Genomic DNA, 17,388 nt, shown 5'->3' on the forward strand with positions numbered 1-17,388 from the left:
TATGAATGACAACCTTTTTAGAATGAAAAGATATATTGCGACAACCTTTTTAGTAACAAGCAGTAAAAACTGACAACCACTTTCAGTATAAGTCATTCACATATGTGATGATATCTCTTCACAATTGTGACGATATATCTTCACAGCTGTGCCGATATATCATCACATATGTGAAGAGATAATTATGACACAACAAATGACTTAATAATGCAGTGACATGACGGTTACAATGCAGTGCTTCTTATGTGTTAACCTAACTTGTTAGAGTGATAAAATACCCATCAAATGAATATCACTAATGATTTTATATCTATATTTGTATCGGATGAACAACACTGTGATAGTTATGAAACAACTAACCCTACTCTTTTTTTTGCTTCTTGCGTTAATGGCGAATGCTCAAACTCCTATTTGCCATATAGATGAATATACCATAGAAGACGGACTTCCACAAGATATCGTTACCGAAGTAATACAAGATAAGAAAGGCTTCATGTGGGTTGCCACTCGCGGAGGCTTAAATAAATTTGATGGTTATACGTTTAAGAATTTCAAAGCATCGGCAAATAAGGAATCAACACTTTCCAGTAATCGTATCACACATATTGTTGAAACGGCTTATGGTGATATCTGGTGTCAGACATACGATAAACGTGCTTATATTTTTGATACGTATACGGAGGAATTTTATGACGTGCTTCGACCTCTCGAAGAGGAGATAAAGAGAAATAATCAGGTAGCCAGTATCTATTCACTTCCGGGTGGTATAGCCTGGCTTGTGTGCGATAAGGGTTATTGCTACCGCGTAGACGAAAAGAAATACAAAGAAAGCGATGGTATAGAACTTTACAGTACGTTTTCCGAAAATCTGAAGGGCGAGAATGTATATACCATATTCAAAGATTCGCAAGGTGATGAGTGGATACTTACCGATAAAGGAGTAACGGTTGTTGGGCAGAAAAAGGTAGATAGCGACTTCCCATTCAAATCTATTGGTGAGTACAACGGGGTGGTTTACTTAGTTTCTACTTCCGAAAACCTGGCTTACTATGACGAACAAACCAAGAGTGTTCGGTTTATCGAAGCACCGTTTGATATTGGGCGAGTGGGATTTCTCGTTGTTTTGAAAAGCGGATATATAGCGTTAGCTTCCAACAAAGGAATTGTATTGTATGACCCAAAAAGCAAGTCATTCCGCCTCATTGATATACGAACAGCTACGCAACCTTTGTCGCAAGCTATTGCTTTGTTTGAAGATAGTCATGGAGAGATTTGGGTATATTCCAATGGGAAAGGTGTGGTTCGTGTGAATTTGGAAACAAACGAAAAACAACACTTATATACCCCTGAACATGAAGTGGTGAAGTATGAGCGCAATAATCGCCGCTTGCTATTTGAAACGAATGAAGGTGTGTTGTGGGTAATTCCTCATGATGGAAATCTGAGCTATTATGACCGTGAGAAGAAACAATTAAAACATTATTATACCGATCCGGGTAATCCGAAATCTTTGTTTGCACCATTGGTGCGTTTCTGTTTCAAAGACAGGCAGGGAAATGCTTGGCTGGTGAGTGCGCGTGGTATAAAGAAAATGTCTTTCTTCCCACAAAATTACACGCTGAAGCAGTTGGAAGATGGATTTGAGGTTAGGGCTCTTTATCGGGATGAAAGCCAACGGTTATGGGTAGCCTCGAAGAGTGGATACATTAGGATATATAATCCTGACGGAACATTATTGGGATATTTTGACTCACGCGGAAATATTACAAAAGAAAAAGTGCAGTTTCCTTCACTTATTTACTGTTTTGCTCAAAGCGAAGGAGGAAATATCTGGATGGGAACAAAGACGGCCGGGCTTGTACGCTTAGGAAAGCGTACGGATATGAAGTACACAATTGAGTACTTTCAATATGATTCCGAATCTCCTTATAGTATCAGTAGCAACGATATATATACCATATTTACCGACTCAAAACACAATGTTTGGGTAGGTACATACGGTGGAGGCATCAACATGCTGAAAGAATCATTGGATGGTGATGTGCAGTTTATTAGTCATCGTAATAAATTGAAGAATTTCCCCATGAATCAGTTCAATAATATTCGTTATATTACAGAAGCAGAAGATGGTGTGATGATGCTGGGAACTACTTTCGGGTTGCTTACTTTCTCTAATAATTTTGATTATCCCGAAGAAATAAAGTTCTATAAGAATGTGCCCAAGAGTGACGAGCGCGAAAGCTTGGTGGGTAGCGATGTGATGCATATTTACATGAATAGTAAAAAAGAAATTTTTGTGTTGTCATTTACAGGGGGAATAAATAAAATACTAACAAACAATTTGCTTAGTGAATCCATCACATTCAAGAATTACTCTATTCATGAAGGCTTGCACTCTGATTTGGTGCTTTCAATGTTGGAAGACGAGGATGGTGGTCTTTGGGTAGCAACCGAAAACTCGCTTTCTAAGTTTGATTCGGAAACAGAGTTGTTTGATAACTACGACACACGGTTCTTGCGGCAGAAAATGAATATAACCGAAGCTATACCTACTGTTAATGCTGCCGGGCAGCTTGTATTTGGTACAGATATGGGAGTGCTGGAATTTTATCCAGAAGAAATGCGGAAAAATGAATATGTACCACCTGTTATGCTAACGGATCTACGTATCAACAGTGTGCCTTATGCTACATCTGTTGATAATCTGGAGGAGGTTAAGTTGCGGAAGTCAGGAAGAAACTTTACGGTTATTTTTGCTGCGTTGGACTTTTTGCGCCCTTATAACCTCAATTATGCATATCAACTGGAAGGACTGGAAGATGACTGGAACTATAGCGATCGTAATCGTCAGGCGAGATACATAAATCTTCCGCCGGGGCAATACAAACTGAAGGTGAAATCAACCAATAGTGATGGCGTATGGGTAGATAATACGCGTACGTTATTGGTCAATGTAGTCCCTACCTTTTGGGAAACGCCTTGGGCGTGGCTTATTTATACAGTTAGCTTCATTTTGTTTACACTAATCATTATTTACGTGTTCTTCTATATATACCGTTTAAGAAATCAGGTGGATATGGAACAACAACTATCCAATATCAAGCTGAAGTTCTTTACTGATATATCGCATGAATTGCGCACCCCGCTTACACTTATCTCGACTCCACTTACCGAGGTGCTTGAAAGCGAAAAGTTATCATCAACTGCGCGGGAACATCTTACGGTAGTTCGTAAGAACACCGAGCGTATGCTACGTTTAGTCAATCAGATTCTCGATTTTCGTAAGATACAGAATAAGAAAATGAAACTGATGATTGAAGAAACAGAGTTAGTTGCTTTCTTAATGAAAATAACAGAAAGCTTCAGTTCGGTTGCCGAAGAAAATCAAATGCAGTTCTCATTGCAAGCCAATCAAGAAGAGTTGTTTGTCTGGTTGGATCGTGATAAAGTAGAGAAAATGATTTTTAATCTCTTATCAAATGCGTTTAAATATACTCTGCCGGGCAAGAGTGTTACGGTAAAAGTGGAGAAGAAAGAGAAGGAGGTAGTTGTGTCGGTGATTGATGAAGGTATTGGTATCGCACCTGAAAAGCTTGAATCACTCTTCAAACGGTTTGAAACTGTAAGTAAGTATAATATGCTGCAACCTTCATCGGGTATAGGCTTGTCGTTGGTAAAAGAACTCGTCGATATGCATCATGGCAATATTGAGGTGAAAAGTCAACTTGGCAAGGGAAGTTGTTTTAGTATAACTTTGCCTTTGGATAAAAGTGTTTATGAAGATGACGAGCAAGCGGAACTAATCCTTACGGATGTGATGCAAAGCGAACCCGATGCAGAAGAGGTGATTGTTCCTGTGGTGGATACTGAAATTAATGATGACGAAAGACCAACAATTCTGGTCGTAGAAGATAATCAAGAACTACGAAACCTACTGCGGACTATCTTGTCGAGAAACTACACCGTATTGCAAGCTGTAAATGGGGAAGAGGGCCTGAAGCTGGCGGCTAAGACCATTCCGGATATGATTATATCGGATGTGATGATGCCGGTTATGGATGGGTTGGAGATGATTAAAAAAATTAAGGAGAACAACGATATTCGCCATATACCTATTGTTTTGCTCTCAGCCAAATCTTCGCTTGATGATAGAATCTTAGCACTGGAGCAAGGTGTAGACGATTACATAACTAAACCCTTTAGTACAACTTACCTCAAGACTAAGGTGGCTGCGTTGTTTGCTCAACGTAAGCAATTGCAAGAGATATTTGTTGACCGCTTGTCTGCCAAAACAGAAACTAACGGGGCAAAAGATTGGAATCCGTCTAAGCCCGAAGTTATGCCACATGACGAGCAATTTATGAACCAAGTAATCGAGTTCTTGGAAGCAAATATGGATAATCCAGACCTTATAATAGACGATTTTGCAGATAAGATGATGCTTAGCCGAACCGTTTTCTATCGCAAACTGAAGTCGATTGTGGGAATGGCCCCTGTTGATTTTATTCGTGAAATACGAATCAAGCGTGCTGCTCAGCTTATAGAAAGCAATGTGTATAACTTTTCGCAGATAGCTTATATGACTGGCTTTAACGATCCGAAATACTTTGGGAAATGTTTTAAAAAGCATATTGGAATGACACCAAGTGAATATAAAAATTCATTTGGAACGCCAGAAGAATAATTCTTTGAGCGAGTTACTGTATGACGCTGCCTAAGAAAAATATAATGAATGAGCAGTTGCCTATTTCAGAGGCATCGCCCATTATAGCGCGTTTCTTTGATTATAAACACTTTACTTACCCATGGCATTTTCATTCGGAGTATGAAGTTATGTTGGTAAAAGAAGGTTATGGGAAACGTTTTGTAGGCAATCGCATCGCAACGTTTGTTGCCGGTGATGTGATTTTGTTTGGTTCTTCGCTGCCACATTATATGAAAAGTGATGAAGTGTTTCATGCGCTCGATAATTCACTGCGTGTAAAAGGAACGATTGTGCAGTTCGAAAAAGATTTTATGCATTACTCCATCAATCATTATCCGCAATTTATAAAGGTAAAAAAACTGCTTGAAGAGGCTCAACAGGGAATTTATTTTCCTGCCGGATGCTCCAAACAGTTAGTGAAGTTGTTAGATGCACTTCCCAATGAAACAGGTATAGACCAGATAACTTCACTTTTGCAGTTGTTGAAAGAAATGTCTGAAATAACAACGCGACAGGTTATCTCGACTACAGATTATGCCAATGCGCCCATTCTTGATATGGCACGCATTGACAAAATTATCTCTTACCTGAATAAGAATTACACAAAACACATTGAACTGGCGGAGGTTGCTTCACTTGCTGCAATGAATCCATCAGCCTTTTGTCGTTTCTTTAAAAGTAAAACCAGTAAATCGCTTACAAAATACATATTGGATATGCGAATAAGCCATGCCTGCAAACTCTTAGTTCTGGATGATATGAGCATTGTGCAAATTAGTACAGAGTGTGGATTTGATACGATTTCGTATTTTAACAAAGTCTTTAAGAAAACCACCGGTTATACCCCCACGCAATATAAGCAGATTATGTTGTAGCTCATATTGCTTTTGAGGGATTTACTCTTTAATACACCTTATGGCAATTCCAAGTGATGCATTAGTTACTGCTCCTTCGTTTATGGAATTGTTTGTGCTGCTGAGCATAATGGTTTTTTCGGCTTCGCTGGATGAGCCATTCTTCATACTCCAATATCCTGCAAAAATACTATTGGTAAAACTCTTGTTGTACAAACCGATAGGATCAATGTTGAATCCGGTTAGATTCGTGGCGGGTTGTCCTGATGTTTTCCATGCTTCGCCTTTTTTTAGAGCTGCACAATTATTTACTATGTATGTTTTCAGTGTACCCCAGTCTGTTGAGCTACTAACTCTCCAGCCGTTGGGCGCTATTAACCCCGTTGATATAGTGGCGATATTGTAATAGTAAAACTCATTATCGGGAGTACAAACCCTTGCTGTTGTTCCTGTAAAATCATCTTTTAGTGCAATAGCTGTTCCGTCCGAGTATTTGGTCGTTTGCAGATTAGCTGCCATCCAATATTGTGTGCCTATTTTGGTAATTGGATAGGTGATGCTTTCTGTTCCACGTATATCGGTGAGTGTAAATTCTTTACAGTCAATGAACAGCATCTCTTCTGGCTGGGATAAACAGAGTGTGCTGTCTTTTGCTATATAAATTTTTTCTATTGGAGAAGAGGTGCCTGCAGTGTAGGTAAATGTATTGGTAGAGGTGTTCCAAGCTAAGCTCCCTCCATGTTTTTCTTCAGTTTCGTTTATTATTTTTAGCACGATTCCTTTTGCTAGGTTTGTTTTGTTCTTTGCGGTTGGGTAGGCCACAATAGCTTGGGCGGTAATACTGGTTCCAACAAGGTATTCTTTGCAGATTTCTGCAACTTTAACCCCTCCGCTAAAAACATTGTAAATCGAAGATTTCAAGAAAGGGAGGTCATTAATTGATATTGATGTTGTTACTGTTGTTTGCTTAGCTTTTTCTTCTTTCTGAGTGGGTTCTTCCCAACCGTTTACACTTGGACTAATAGAGACTGCGAGTTTTTCGGCTAGTGTTATCTGATAATCAAAGGATTTTCCGCTTTCCAAGACATGCTCTTCTTCAACTACTGCTCTGAACGTTTCTTCATTTACTTCGATTTCTATAAATGTTTGTTTCGCATTAAATGTTTGTGGAATGATTAGAGCGCATTTTCCAACTAACTCGTTTTCGCCTATTTCCCACTCTCCATATGGAGTTATATCTGTTATACTACTTTGGTTGCTAAACTCATCAGCAGAAAAATCATAAGTAGCTTTACTGTATATATCAACAAGTTTGATGCTTGGTTTTGATTCTAAAAGAGTTGCTGGAGTATGACTTTCTCCCGGCTTTAGGCGAATGTTTATTTTGCATAGTTTGTGGTCAAACTGCATGCTTATAAAATCCTTTGTCGCTTCAATTCCACTGTTTTTGGCTGTAAGAAAATCAGATATAGAATATGAACTCCACTCGGATTGGTTTGCTTTTGTTGTTATATCCATTATAGTTGTTCCTGCTGTAATTCCTTTTTTCTTGTATGGATAATAAGCTATGAAATCACAGATAGCGCTTTCTTCGGGGTAGTATTTTGTTGTTTCGGGAGTAAAAACCTGATTACTATTAACGAATTTGGTGTTGCTTATGAAAATCTCATCTTCCAGCGTGTTTGGCTGAATGGTGACATATAAACCGATAGCATCATTCTCTTCGAAAGCTGTGTCAGTAACTCTTGTTTTCTCTTGTTTGACTTTAGCAGAAATGCCAATAGGGATTCTTCCTTTTTCGGATTTTTCACTTGGAATGTTGTTTACACACGAGGTCATGACTGAAATGCTAAGGCATAGCATGACCCATGAACAGATAGAAATTTTCATGATTTCTTAGTTTTTATATTGTTAGTAATGAGCTGCAAATGTACAATATTAATTAGCAAATAAACAAGCATATTAAGAAATATTTTTTAATAAATGTTTATCTACGACTCTTTTACTAATAAAAAGACCTTGGCGAATCACTTCGACAAGGTCCTATTTATTTTACTTAAATGGTTACGTAATAAAATTATGATTGAACTAATTAAATCTGATTTTGCAAAGATAGGGAAGTTCTGATTAATTAGAAATCCCTTAAACTGGGTATATTATCAAAAGTGTTACCAAGAAGTAGTTACTTCTTAGCTACTTTTACCCATTCTTTTGCATCAAAATCATATGTTTTTAATACTCTAGCAGGAACTCCTGCGCAAACCGAGTAAGGTGGAATGGATTGGCTTACTACGCTACCGGCAGCTACCACACTGTGTGTGCCGATGGTTACACCAGGAAGAATAACCGCATTGGCTCCAACCCAGACATCATCTTCTATTATTATTTGCCCCGTTGTTACCCCTTGGGTGAATATTGGTTTACTTATATCCTCAAAGTCATGATTAAGTCCACTTAACGTAGAACTCTGTCCAATATGAGAGTAATTCCCGATTTTTACAGGACCAATAATTGTTGCTCCTAATCCAATACGGGCATGATTACCAATAAGTAAATCCCCTACAGCATTATTTAAGCAACAATAGTCTTCAACGACAGAATATTCTCCTAAGGAGAATCTATTAAATGGAGGCAAATCTTTTCTTACACTTCTATATATGATGGATTTTTTTCCTTTTTTGATATATGTGAACATAAATAGGCGTATCCACCACTGTGGTCTAGTTTTTATTGGGTGCATAATAAAGTCAAGAACTAGCTTTTTTAGCTTAGGGTTTTCTTTAATTCTTTCTTTAAGGCGTTGAGTGTTCATAATTATTGTGATTTTTATTCGTGATCCGTATGAATGAATTTCTTATTTACACCTCTTAAACGGAATAGATTGAGAAACATAAGGAATCCCAACTTGGGGACTTTGCAAACTGAACGTAATAATTCCTTGTTCATTAGATAGTTAGGGATAGCAATAACTAATGTAACCATTAAAAACAGTAATAGACTCCACCATTTTAGGGACATTTGCCAACTATATAATGTAATAAGGCATGAAAGAAATCCAATGCCAACTAATAATATAACTCGTGGAAGCTGCATCCACTGGAAAATTTTATCGCAATAGCTCCAGTTGCCGGTGAAGATTGCTTTTGGAAGGTCGGCGAAGGTGTGTGCCAAAATTCCATAATTAGCTGCTAACCAACGTCTGCGTTGATTGTAAAAAGCATCGTCTTTAGCTATTTTTTCGTCATACACATGAACTTGTTCAAGGTATTCAATGAATATTTTTTGTTTCAACAACAAGGCTTCCAGCTCTTTATCTTCTCCAGCGGTTGAAACCGTAAGAATGTTTTTCTTGAACCAGTGATAGTCAAAAACCATACCTGAGCCAATAAGTGCTGATGACAACCCTATGTTTACATGCCCTCTTCTGAAAATTGAGTTGTTTATCTCTTCACTGGCGGCATCCAGCATAGCGGTGTTTGTGTTTTTGTTTTTTGCTGTTCTATGTGTCTGGATAGCTTGGCATCCCTTATCAAATGCTTTATTAACGTCATGCAAAAAAGAGGATCCGGCAATGTTGTCGCTATCCATAATAACAACGCCATCGTATAACGTTTCGTCTAACGAATTCATCGCTAACTGAAGAGCCTTGGCTTTTGAACTATCTTGATAAGTTGCTTTAAGAACAGTAGCTCCTGCTTCTCTTAATTCGTTGTCTGTTTTCTCCGTCATGTGGTCAGATATAACAATCACATCGTATTTATCGGCTGGATATGTTTGCCTGAGAAAAGTTGTAACAGATTCTAAGATAACTTTATCTTCATTGTAAGAAGGAAACAATACTGCATATCTGTGCAGATTGTCTGTTTTGGGGTACTTGTTCTTTCTTTTGAATTTTGATGCCACAGCGAATATAAACAAATAAAGAACTGTTATCCCCATGCAAAAGTAGAGGATATAATCGACTACCTGAATGATTGTTTCCATGATCATGTCAGCTTTTTATAAATTATACGTCTTCTTTTTGGATAAACGCAGTAAATGTTTTTAAGATAATACGTACATCTAACCAGAAAGAGAAGGTCTTTGCGTATTTTATATCTAATTGTTTGCGTTCTTCTGCCGACATTTTACCTGCATCTCCTCGTTTCTCTACTTGCCAAAGTCCTGTTAATCCGGCAGGAGCCATGAAGCGATCTATATATTCGTCACTTGTTAATAGCTCTGCTTCGTAAAGTGGGAGAGGGCGGTTTCCTACAACAGACATATCTCCTTTGAGGATGTTAATTAGCTGCGGTAACTCGTCAATGCTATATTTACGAATAATATGCCCTACCTTAGTGATACGTGGGTCATTCTCTAGCTTTACGAATGAATTTTTCTGATCTTTTGATTTCTTGTTGATATATGCGTTTTCGTCAATAACAAAGTCATCCGAGATTAGAACGATATTTTCTAAATCTAAATCATCATCATCGCCAAATAGCATGTCTCCCGTTTCTACAATAAGATTTTCTTCCTCTTCTTCTTCTCCTTGATATTGATTGAGGTTGTTGAAATCTTTGAGATGTTTGTCTGCACCGGTATACATGGAGCGGAACTTTAAAAAGTCAAACACTTTATAGTTGCTTCCAACACGTTTTGATTTGTAAATCACAGCACCTTTACTTTCCAATCGGATAGCTAAGGCGGTAATAATAAGAAGTGGCGACAAAAATAAAATGGCAGCTCCCGAAAAGAGAATGTCGAAACAACGTTTCCAGAATGGGAGCTTAAATTTATGAATTGCATCTTGTCCGCTGTACTTTTGATGCGCGTGCTCTATGTTGCGTTGCTCAATAAAGCTGAAAATCTCATCAATAGTCTTAATGTCTGCGGTTGGCGAAACAATATTATTGATACCGGCCTTCAGGTACTCTATATTATCTTCTTGCGGTAGTGAATCTGCAACTAGAGCTATATATCCTCCGGGAGCTTTACTTTTAATTCTTTTAATGTCAGCGAGGTTTTTTCCTTTGCTGGCATTTTCATAAAAAACGACAATTTCGTTCTTCTCTCTTATGGCATCAAAAACTGTAAGGAACTTATTAAAGCCGGATACAGCATAAAACGTCCTTTCTTTCGAAGTCGAAAAATTCTTAATACACTCTTTATCTTTCCCTATATAAATAAGGTGCTGCATATAGGAGAGTTAACTTAATCAATAATTTTCTTTATACGCACTTTTAGTTCCATTGGATTGAATGGCTTAAGAATGTAGTCTGCTGCTCCATCTTCCAATAGCTTAATTCTTTCGGTTGTACTTTCCTCGCTGGAGAGCATGATAATTGGAATGGATTTGAACAGTTCATTCTTTTTCATATAACGTAAGAAGTCGTTTCCCATCATTTCCGGCATGCGTATGTCCGAAATAATTAAATCAGGAAAGTCACCCCCCTGAAGATATTCAATGGCTTTTATTGGGTTTTCAAAATAGGTGAAATCATAATCTTTGCTTAGATAGATTGATACAACTTTGGCTATTGAAGCTTTGTCATCTATTAGCATAATTCTTTTTTTCATACTTCAGGCAATGTATTATGTGAGCAAATTGTTATCTTCTTGATGCAAATATATAATATATTTTTAGGAATAGCTTCTTTTTTTTATTTTAATCTCAAAAACAGCTATAAATGTGGGTGTTTAATTAGTGCTTTAATGAGATTTTATCTAAAGTGATATGCAGGAAATGTTATTTCTCCGGCAAGGTCGGTATACATCTTTTTTCTTATCTCTTCTTGACTGTAATTATGTCCTAATAAATACATCAACTTGGTTATAGCCGATTCTACCGTGCTGTCGTATCCACTGATGACTCCAGCTTGTAATAATTGAATGCCAGTTTCATAACGTTCCATCTCTATACAGCCAGAACTGCACTGAGTGATGTTGACAATAACAATACCTCTTTCTGTGGCTTCTTTTAATAAATTGATGAGCCAATCTTTGCGTGGGGCATTTCCTGTTCCATAAGTTTTAAGAATAACTGCTCTGATTTTAGGAGCATGGAGCACTGCGGTAACTACATCTTTACTTATGCCGGGGAACAGTGTTAATATAACAACATTAGTGTCGAATAGGTAATGAGGTATCAATGGCTTTGATGGATCTGCCTTTCGTATTCTATCTGGTTCGTACTTGATGTGTATTCCTGCACGTGCCAAAATTGGATAATTGTGAGAACGAAACGCATTGAAATCTTCTGAATTTATTTTACTGGTTCTGTTTCCGCGCATCAAATGGTTTTCGAAAAAAATACACACTTCCGGAACTACTGCTGTACCATCTGCGTTTTTGGTTGTTGCGATTTCTATGGCAGTAATTAGGTTTTCTTTTCCATCGGTTCGCAGTGTGCCAATAGGTAGTTGAGAGCCAGTCAGAATGACGGGCTTGCTAAGGTTTTCAAGCATAAAACTAAGGGCAGATGCTGTATACGCCATAGTATCGGTTCCATGAAGTATAACAAATCCATCGAATTTTTCATAGTTGTGATTGATGATCTTTACCAATTTGGCCCAGTGTGATGGTTCTATATCGGATGAATCAATGGCGGGATCAAACTGATAAGATACAATTTGGTAATTGAATTTTTTCAACTCAGGAACATGCTTAAGCAAATGGTTGAAATTAAAAGCTTCCAACACGCCAGTGTCCGGATTCTCAATCATGCCGATTGTTCCGCCAGTGTATATGAGTAGTACGGAAGGATAACTTGTCTTCATCTTGTTGCTGAATGTGTTATTTTGATAGCAAATATAGGTATTTGTTTTTAATACAAGGCTTTTGTTGTTCGATATTTAGTTTGATTTTAGTGTTTGTTGTGGCAAAAAGACAAAATGAAGTATTTTTAGAGAAAATATATGCTTTTTCTCTTACAAAATCGGGCGCGTGTTGTTATATTTGTAGATTCGCATACTAATAAAAATAGGAGGAACTTATATGAAAACAGTAAACAGCTCATTGATACGCATTATCTGTGCACTTGTAGTGGGGTTGGTGTTGGTTATTTGGCCGGGCATGGCAGCCGATTATTTAGTAATAACAGTAGGTGTGCTGTTTATCGTACCGGGTGTTTTTTCGCTGATAGGCTTTTTTGCTAAGAGCAAAAACGATACACCTCGTTATTTTCCTGTTGCAGGGTTGGGCAGTTTGTTGCTGGGGCTGTGGCTTATTATGGCACCGGGCTTTTTCATTAATATATTGATGTATATATTGGGTTTTGTGTTGCTGCTTGGTGGTCTTCAGCAAATGATAGGCTTGTTCTCGGCACGTAAATGGACGAGTGTGTCGGCAGGTTTTTACATTACACCTGTACTGATTCTGCTTGCCGGACTGTTTATTTTGCTTAGTCCGCGCGACTCGCAAGAAACCATATTCATCATTGCCGGCATATCGGTGTTAGTCTATGCGCTTTCCGAACTGTTTAACTACCTTCGCTTTACCAACCGTAAACCTACAGTTATCGATAAGAAAGGCGATATAGAAGATGCGCATATCCTTGAAGATTAGCCATAGTCTCATGCTCCCTCTACCTATGGCTCATGACCTTTCGTCCATAGGCTCACGACCCTTCATCCATAGGCTCATGCCCCGTCAGCCATAAGCTCACGACCTGTCAGCCATAAGCTGATGGTCGGTGATCCATAGGCTTGAATCCTTTCCAAAAAAAGAGCATAACATTGTGTATTATACTCTTTTTGTGTGTTTATAGTGATAATTTCTATCGGATAAACAGTAACTCTCTGTATTTAGGAAGTGTCCACATTTCGTTGTCTACAATCAACTCAAGTTTATCAATATGGTAGCGAATTTCGTCGAGCATTGGTGCGATGTTGTCATGATAGGCGATTGCTTTTTCGCGTTCGTGATCTATCCGGTTAGCGGCTTTGCGAGATTCTACCATGCTATCTACATGTTCTTTGATGTAGGCGGTGTGTTCGGCTATTTCCTCTATGAGTTCCAGATTCTTGGCAGATAGTTTTTGCCATTTCCCATCTGGGTACAGGTTTTTTAGTTGTGACACATTATTAATAAGGTCTGTTTGGTATTGGGTGGCAACGGGTACGATGTGATTCATAGCCAAGTCGCCCAACACGCGTGATTCGATTTGAATTTTCTTTGTATAGGTTTCCCACTTTACCTCGTTACGCGCTTGAAGCTCTTTCTTGGTCATAACGCCAGCTGTCTCAAACATAGCGACACTCTCGGGTTTGAGGTAATTGTCGAAAATGAGTGGTACACTGGTTTCGCAATCCAGTCCACGACGTGCCGCCTCTTCTTTCCATTCGTCGCTATAACCATTTCCGTCAAAGTGAATGGGCTTGCAAATCTTGATGTACTTGCGAATAACATCGAGGATGGCAGATATTTTGGGTTCACCTTTTGCAATGAGCATATCTACATCCTTCTTGAAGAAAATAAGTTGTTCGGCAACGGCTGTGTTGAGTGCAATCATAGCCGAAGCGCAGTTTGCTTCAGAACCTACTGCGCGGAACTCAAAGCGATTTCCGGTGAATGCAAAAGGCGAGGTGCGGTTACGGTCGGTGTTATCGATCATCAGTTCGGGGATATGTGGAATGTCGAGTTTCAGGCCGGTCTTGGCAGCTACATTTACCAACTCATCCTTGTCGCTGGACTCAATATAGTCGAGTACTTGTGACAGTTGCTTGCCAAGGAAAGACGAAATGATTGCAGGAGGAGCCTCGTTAGCGCCTAAGCGATGTGCATTTGTGGCACTGGAAATACTCGCTTTTAACAAACCGTTATGTCTGTAAACTGCCATCAGGCTATTTACTACAAAGGTGATGAAGCGTAGGTTTTCTTCTTGTGTTTTACCCGGTGCCATCAATAACACACCGGTGTCTGTACCAAGAGACCAATTGTTGTGTTTGCCCGAGCCATTTACGCCTTTGAAAGGTTTCTCGTGCAGCAGCAGACGGAAACCGTGACGGCGCGATATTTTACGCATCAACGACATTACTAACATGTTGTGGTCGATGGCTAAGTTACATTCTTCAAAAATAGGTGCCAGCTCAAACTGATTGGGTGCTACTTCATTATGGCGGGTTTTAACAGGGATGCCCAATTTAAGAGCCTCTATTTCCAAATCTTTCATAAAGCTTGCCACGCGCATAGGTATAGCACCGAAATAGTGGTCTTCCAACTGTTGATTTTTGGCGCTGTCGTGTCCCATCAACGTGCGACCAGTAAGCAATAGATCTGGACGAGCAGCGTACAGGTCTTCGTCAATAAGAAAGTACTCTTGCTCCCAGCCGAGGTTGGTAAATACCTTTTTTACGTCGGAGTAAAAATAACGGCAAACATCCAATGCTGCCGTGTTTACGGCATGAAGCGATTTTAGCAAAGGAGCTTTGTAGTCAAGTGATTCGCCAGTGTAGGAGATGAAGATTGTAGGAATACACAGTGTATCATCTATGATAAATGCGGGTGATGATGGATCCCAGGCTGTATATCCACGTGCTTCAAATGTGTTTCGAATACCACCATTGGGGAAACTCGATGCGTCTGGCTCTTGTTGTACAAGCAGTTTTCCTGAAAATTCTTCAAGCACACCACCTTTGCCATCGTGTTCCACGAAAGCATCGTGCTTTTCGGCAGTACCTTCGGTTAAGGGATGGAACCAGTGCGTGTAGTGGGTGACACCCATTTCCATAGCCCAGTTCTTCATTCCTTTTGCTACGTCGTTGGCGATGTTACGGTCGAGGGTTGCACCATTGTCTATTACATCGATTAGTTTCTCGTACACTTTGCTGGGTAGGTACTTAAACATTTTTTCGCGGTTGAATACATACATGGCGTAGTATTCCGATGGGCGTGCTGCGGGTGTGGGCACTTCAACAGCTTTCTTTTTAAAAGCTCTTTCTACGACTCTGAATCTCAGTTTTGACATAACATTACATGCTTGTTTATTGATAGTATTCTTTATCAGCCACAAAATTATTCATTTGCATTGAAGTTTTGTAGCTAACTCAATGTTTTCTTTTAATTTTCTTTCTTTTAGCAAACGAATTTCTTCTATTGCTGTCTTTGTGCTATCATCCGAATCTCCGTTTTTCATGAATATTTCACGTCATGTGCGTCATACGGTGCCTAAAAAGGAGTCATAAACGAATGTATTACTTATATCTAAAAGAATAGGCTATCCCGTAATGAGATAGCCTATTCTTGTTATTTATTATCCAATTCTTCTTTCATATCTACCTCTTCTCCGGAGGATTCATAGAACTTATACTCCAAGAAAGCTAAGCTTTGGTTGGGTATAATTTTAATCCCAAATCCATACTTCATTTGCCATTGTCTCTTTAATGAGAAAAAGCCTTTGTTTATATAGGCGGCAATGAATGGATGGATGTGCAATGAAAATTTCTTTATCTTCAATTTGTTGACTAAGTAGCCAATTTTACTCTCTAACATATCAGTGAACAGGATGGACGATTTTATCGTTCCTTTGCCAAAACACGTGGGGCAATCTTCGGATGTATTTACGTCCATGGCTGGACGCACTCGTTGACGCGTAATTTGCATCAATCCGAATTTGCTAAGTGGAAGGATGTTGTGTCTTGCTCTATCTTTCTGCATGTTAGCAGTCATTCGTTCGTATACTTTCTGACGATTTTCGGCATGTCCCATGTCTATGAAGTCAATAACAATGATGCCGCCCATATCTCTCAGTCGTAGTTGGCGTGCCAACTCGTCGGCAGCTCCTAGGTTTACTTCAAGGGCGTTGGCTTCTTGTCCGTTGGCGTTCTTGGCGCGATTTCCGCTATTTACATCTACTACATGGAGTGCTTCGGTATGTTCTATGATAAGATACGCGCCACTCTTGTAAGATACTGTTTTGCCAAACGAGGACTTGATTTGTTTGGTAATGCCGAAGTTGTCAAAAATAGGAAGGTTTCCTTTGTAATGTTTTACGATGCTTGCCCGTTCGGGTGCGATAAGAGATACATAATCTTTTATCTCGTTAAACACGGTCTCGTCGTTTACGTGGATGTTTTCAAAGGATGGATTAAATAAATCACGCAACATGGCTACCACTCGGCTTGTCTCCTCATATATTAATGTGGGATATTTTGTTGCCTTTTGGACTCTTACCATGCTCTCTTCCCAATGTTTCAGCAATAACTTAAGCTCGGTATCAAGTTCGGCTACACGTTTGCCTTCGGCTACAGTTCGTACTATTACACCAAAATTTTTGGGCTTAATACTTTGAAGTAGTTGCTTAAGACGTGCACGCTCTTCACTTGATTTAATTTTTTGGGATACAGAAACTTTATCGTTGAAAGGTATTAAAATGAGGTATCTTCCGGCATATGATATCTCGGAAGTGAGTCTTGGTCCTTTCGTAGAAATGGGTTCCTTTGCCACCTGTACTATTACTTCCTGACCAACTTTAAGAATGTTTGCGATGGTGCCATCTTTGTCAATGTCGGGGAGGATGTTTGCTTTAGTAATGGGGCTAAGCTTTTTCTTGTTGCTTAAAGTTTGCTTTACGAACTTCTCTAATGAGTTAAATTGAGGTCCTAAGTCTAAATAATGAAGAAAAGCGTCCTTTTCATAGCCAACATCTACAAAACAAGCATTTAGTCCGGGCATCAACTTTTTGACGCGTCCTAAATACATGTTACCCACAGCGAAAGAAGCACTTCTTCCTTCGTTTTGAAGTTCCACCAGACTCTTATCTTCAAGCAGAGCTATGGAGACTTCTTTGGGTTGTACATCTACTACAAGTTCACTTGTCACTTTTTTATTATTTAGATTCACATAATTACT

11 protein-coding genes are annotated in these 17,388 nt (G+C 39.0%); 3 read left to right on the top strand and 8 right to left on the bottom strand.

Annotation, left to right across the window (positions count from 1 at the left end; translation table 11 throughout):
• Positions 1–346 precede the first annotated feature (346 nt).
• Together D0T50_RS11005 and D0T50_RS11010 are read left to right on the top strand one after the other, a co-directional pair.
• Positions 347–4,684, top strand: coding sequence for a hybrid sensor histidine kinase/response regulator transcription factor (locus tag D0T50_RS11005; protein ID WP_163223584.1), 4,338 nt, complete (start codon positions 347–349; stop codon positions 4,682–4,684).
• Between the two features lie 44 nt (positions 4,685–4,728).
• On the top strand, positions 4,729–5,580 hold the full coding sequence (locus D0T50_RS11010) for an AraC family transcriptional regulator (protein ID WP_163223585.1): 852 nt from the start codon (positions 4,729–4,731) through the stop codon (positions 5,578–5,580).
• A gap of 21 nt (positions 5,581–5,601) precedes the next feature.
• On the opposite strand, the gene D0T50_RS11015 is transcribed toward D0T50_RS11010, so the two are convergent.
• The 6 genes from D0T50_RS11015 to D0T50_RS11040 form a co-directional block, all read right to left on the bottom strand.
• Positions 5,602–7,449: a fimbrillin family protein gene (locus D0T50_RS11015; protein WP_163223586.1), complete on the bottom strand. Its 1,848-nt coding sequence runs from the start codon at positions 7,447–7,449 to the stop codon at positions 5,602–5,604.
• 292 nt (positions 7,450–7,741) lie between these two features.
• The gene (locus D0T50_RS11020) at positions 7,742–8,371 is read right to left on the bottom strand and encodes a DapH/DapD/GlmU-related protein (protein WP_163223587.1); all 630 of its coding nucleotides are present in this window, start codon (positions 8,369–8,371) and stop codon (positions 7,742–7,744) included.
• Positions 8,372–8,385: 14 nt separating this feature from the next.
• Complete coding sequence (locus D0T50_RS11025; protein WP_163223588.1) at positions 8,386–9,543, bottom strand: glycosyltransferase family 2 protein; 1,158 nt, start codon at positions 9,541–9,543, stop codon at positions 8,386–8,388.
• 22 nt (positions 9,544–9,565) lie between these two features.
• Positions 9,566–10,738, bottom strand: coding sequence for a sugar transferase (locus tag D0T50_RS11030; protein ID WP_163223589.1), 1,173 nt, complete (start codon positions 10,736–10,738; stop codon positions 9,566–9,568).
• 14 nt (positions 10,739–10,752) lie between these two features.
• The gene (locus tag D0T50_RS11035) at positions 10,753–11,118 is read right to left on the bottom strand and encodes a PleD family two-component system response regulator (RefSeq protein ID WP_163223590.1); all 366 of its coding nucleotides are present in this window, start codon (positions 11,116–11,118) and stop codon (positions 10,753–10,755) included.
• Between the two features lie 143 nt (positions 11,119–11,261).
• Positions 11,262–12,317, bottom strand: coding sequence for an asparaginase (locus tag D0T50_RS11040; RefSeq protein ID WP_163223591.1), 1,056 nt, complete (start codon positions 12,315–12,317; stop codon positions 11,262–11,264).
• Positions 12,318–12,534: 217 nt separating this feature from the next.
• Here D0T50_RS11040 and D0T50_RS11045 point away from each other — a divergent pair, with 217 nt between their 5' ends.
• Entirely contained in the window at positions 12,535–13,104 is a 570-nt protein-coding gene (locus D0T50_RS11045; RefSeq protein ID WP_163223592.1) for a DUF308 domain-containing protein, read from the top strand.
• Positions 13,105–13,315: 211 nt separating this feature from the next.
• Here D0T50_RS11045 and D0T50_RS11050 read toward each other — a convergent pair whose 3' ends face one another.
• Complete coding sequence (locus D0T50_RS11050) at positions 13,316–15,505, bottom strand: glutamine synthetase III (RefSeq protein WP_163223593.1); 2,190 nt, start codon at positions 15,503–15,505, stop codon at positions 13,316–13,318.
• Positions 15,506–15,783: 278 nt separating this feature from the next.
• A complete protein-coding gene (locus D0T50_RS11055; protein ID WP_163223594.1) occupies positions 15,784–17,358 on the bottom strand; it encodes an Rne/Rng family ribonuclease in 1,575 nt (524 codons plus the stop codon).
• Between the last annotated feature and the right edge of the window lie 30 nt (positions 17,359–17,388).

This window comes from Bacteroides sp. 214 (assembly GCF_010501015.1).
In the GTDB taxonomy this organism is placed as follows: domain Bacteria; phylum Bacteroidota; class Bacteroidia; order Bacteroidales; family Bacteroidaceae; genus Bacteroides.

Excerpts from the sequence above, each read along its gene's own strand:
- D0T50_RS11035 (WP_163223590.1), bottom strand. The coding sequence starts at position 11,118 with ATGAAAAAAAGAATTATGCTAATAGATGACAAAGCTTCAATAGCCAAA.
- D0T50_RS11050 (WP_163223593.1), bottom strand. The coding sequence starts at position 15,505 with ATGTCAAAACTGAGATTCAGAGTCGTAGAAAGAGCTTTTAAAAAGAAA.
- D0T50_RS11025 (WP_163223588.1), bottom strand. The coding sequence starts at position 9,543 with ATGGAAACAATCATTCAGGTAGTCGATTATATCCTCTACTTTTGCATG.
- D0T50_RS11045 (WP_163223592.1), top strand. The coding sequence starts at position 12,535 with ATGAAAACAGTAAACAGCTCATTGATACGCATTATCTGTGCACTTGTA.
- D0T50_RS11005 (WP_163223584.1), top strand. The coding sequence starts at position 347 with ATGAAACAACTAACCCTACTCTTTTTTTTGCTTCTTGCGTTAATGGCG.
- D0T50_RS11020 (WP_163223587.1), bottom strand. The coding sequence starts at position 8,371 with ATGAACACTCAACGCCTTAAAGAAAGAATTAAAGAAAACCCTAAGCTA.
- D0T50_RS11030 (WP_163223589.1), bottom strand. The coding sequence starts at position 10,738 with ATGCAGCACCTTATTTATATAGGGAAAGATAAAGAGTGTATTAAGAAT.
- D0T50_RS11015 (WP_163223586.1), bottom strand. The coding sequence starts at position 7,449 with ATGAAAATTTCTATCTGTTCATGGGTCATGCTATGCCTTAGCATTTCA.
- D0T50_RS11010 (WP_163223585.1), top strand. The coding sequence starts at position 4,729 with ATGAATGAGCAGTTGCCTATTTCAGAGGCATCGCCCATTATAGCGCGT.
- D0T50_RS11040 (WP_163223591.1), bottom strand. The coding sequence starts at position 12,317 with ATGAAGACAAGTTATCCTTCCGTACTACTCATATACACTGGCGGAACA.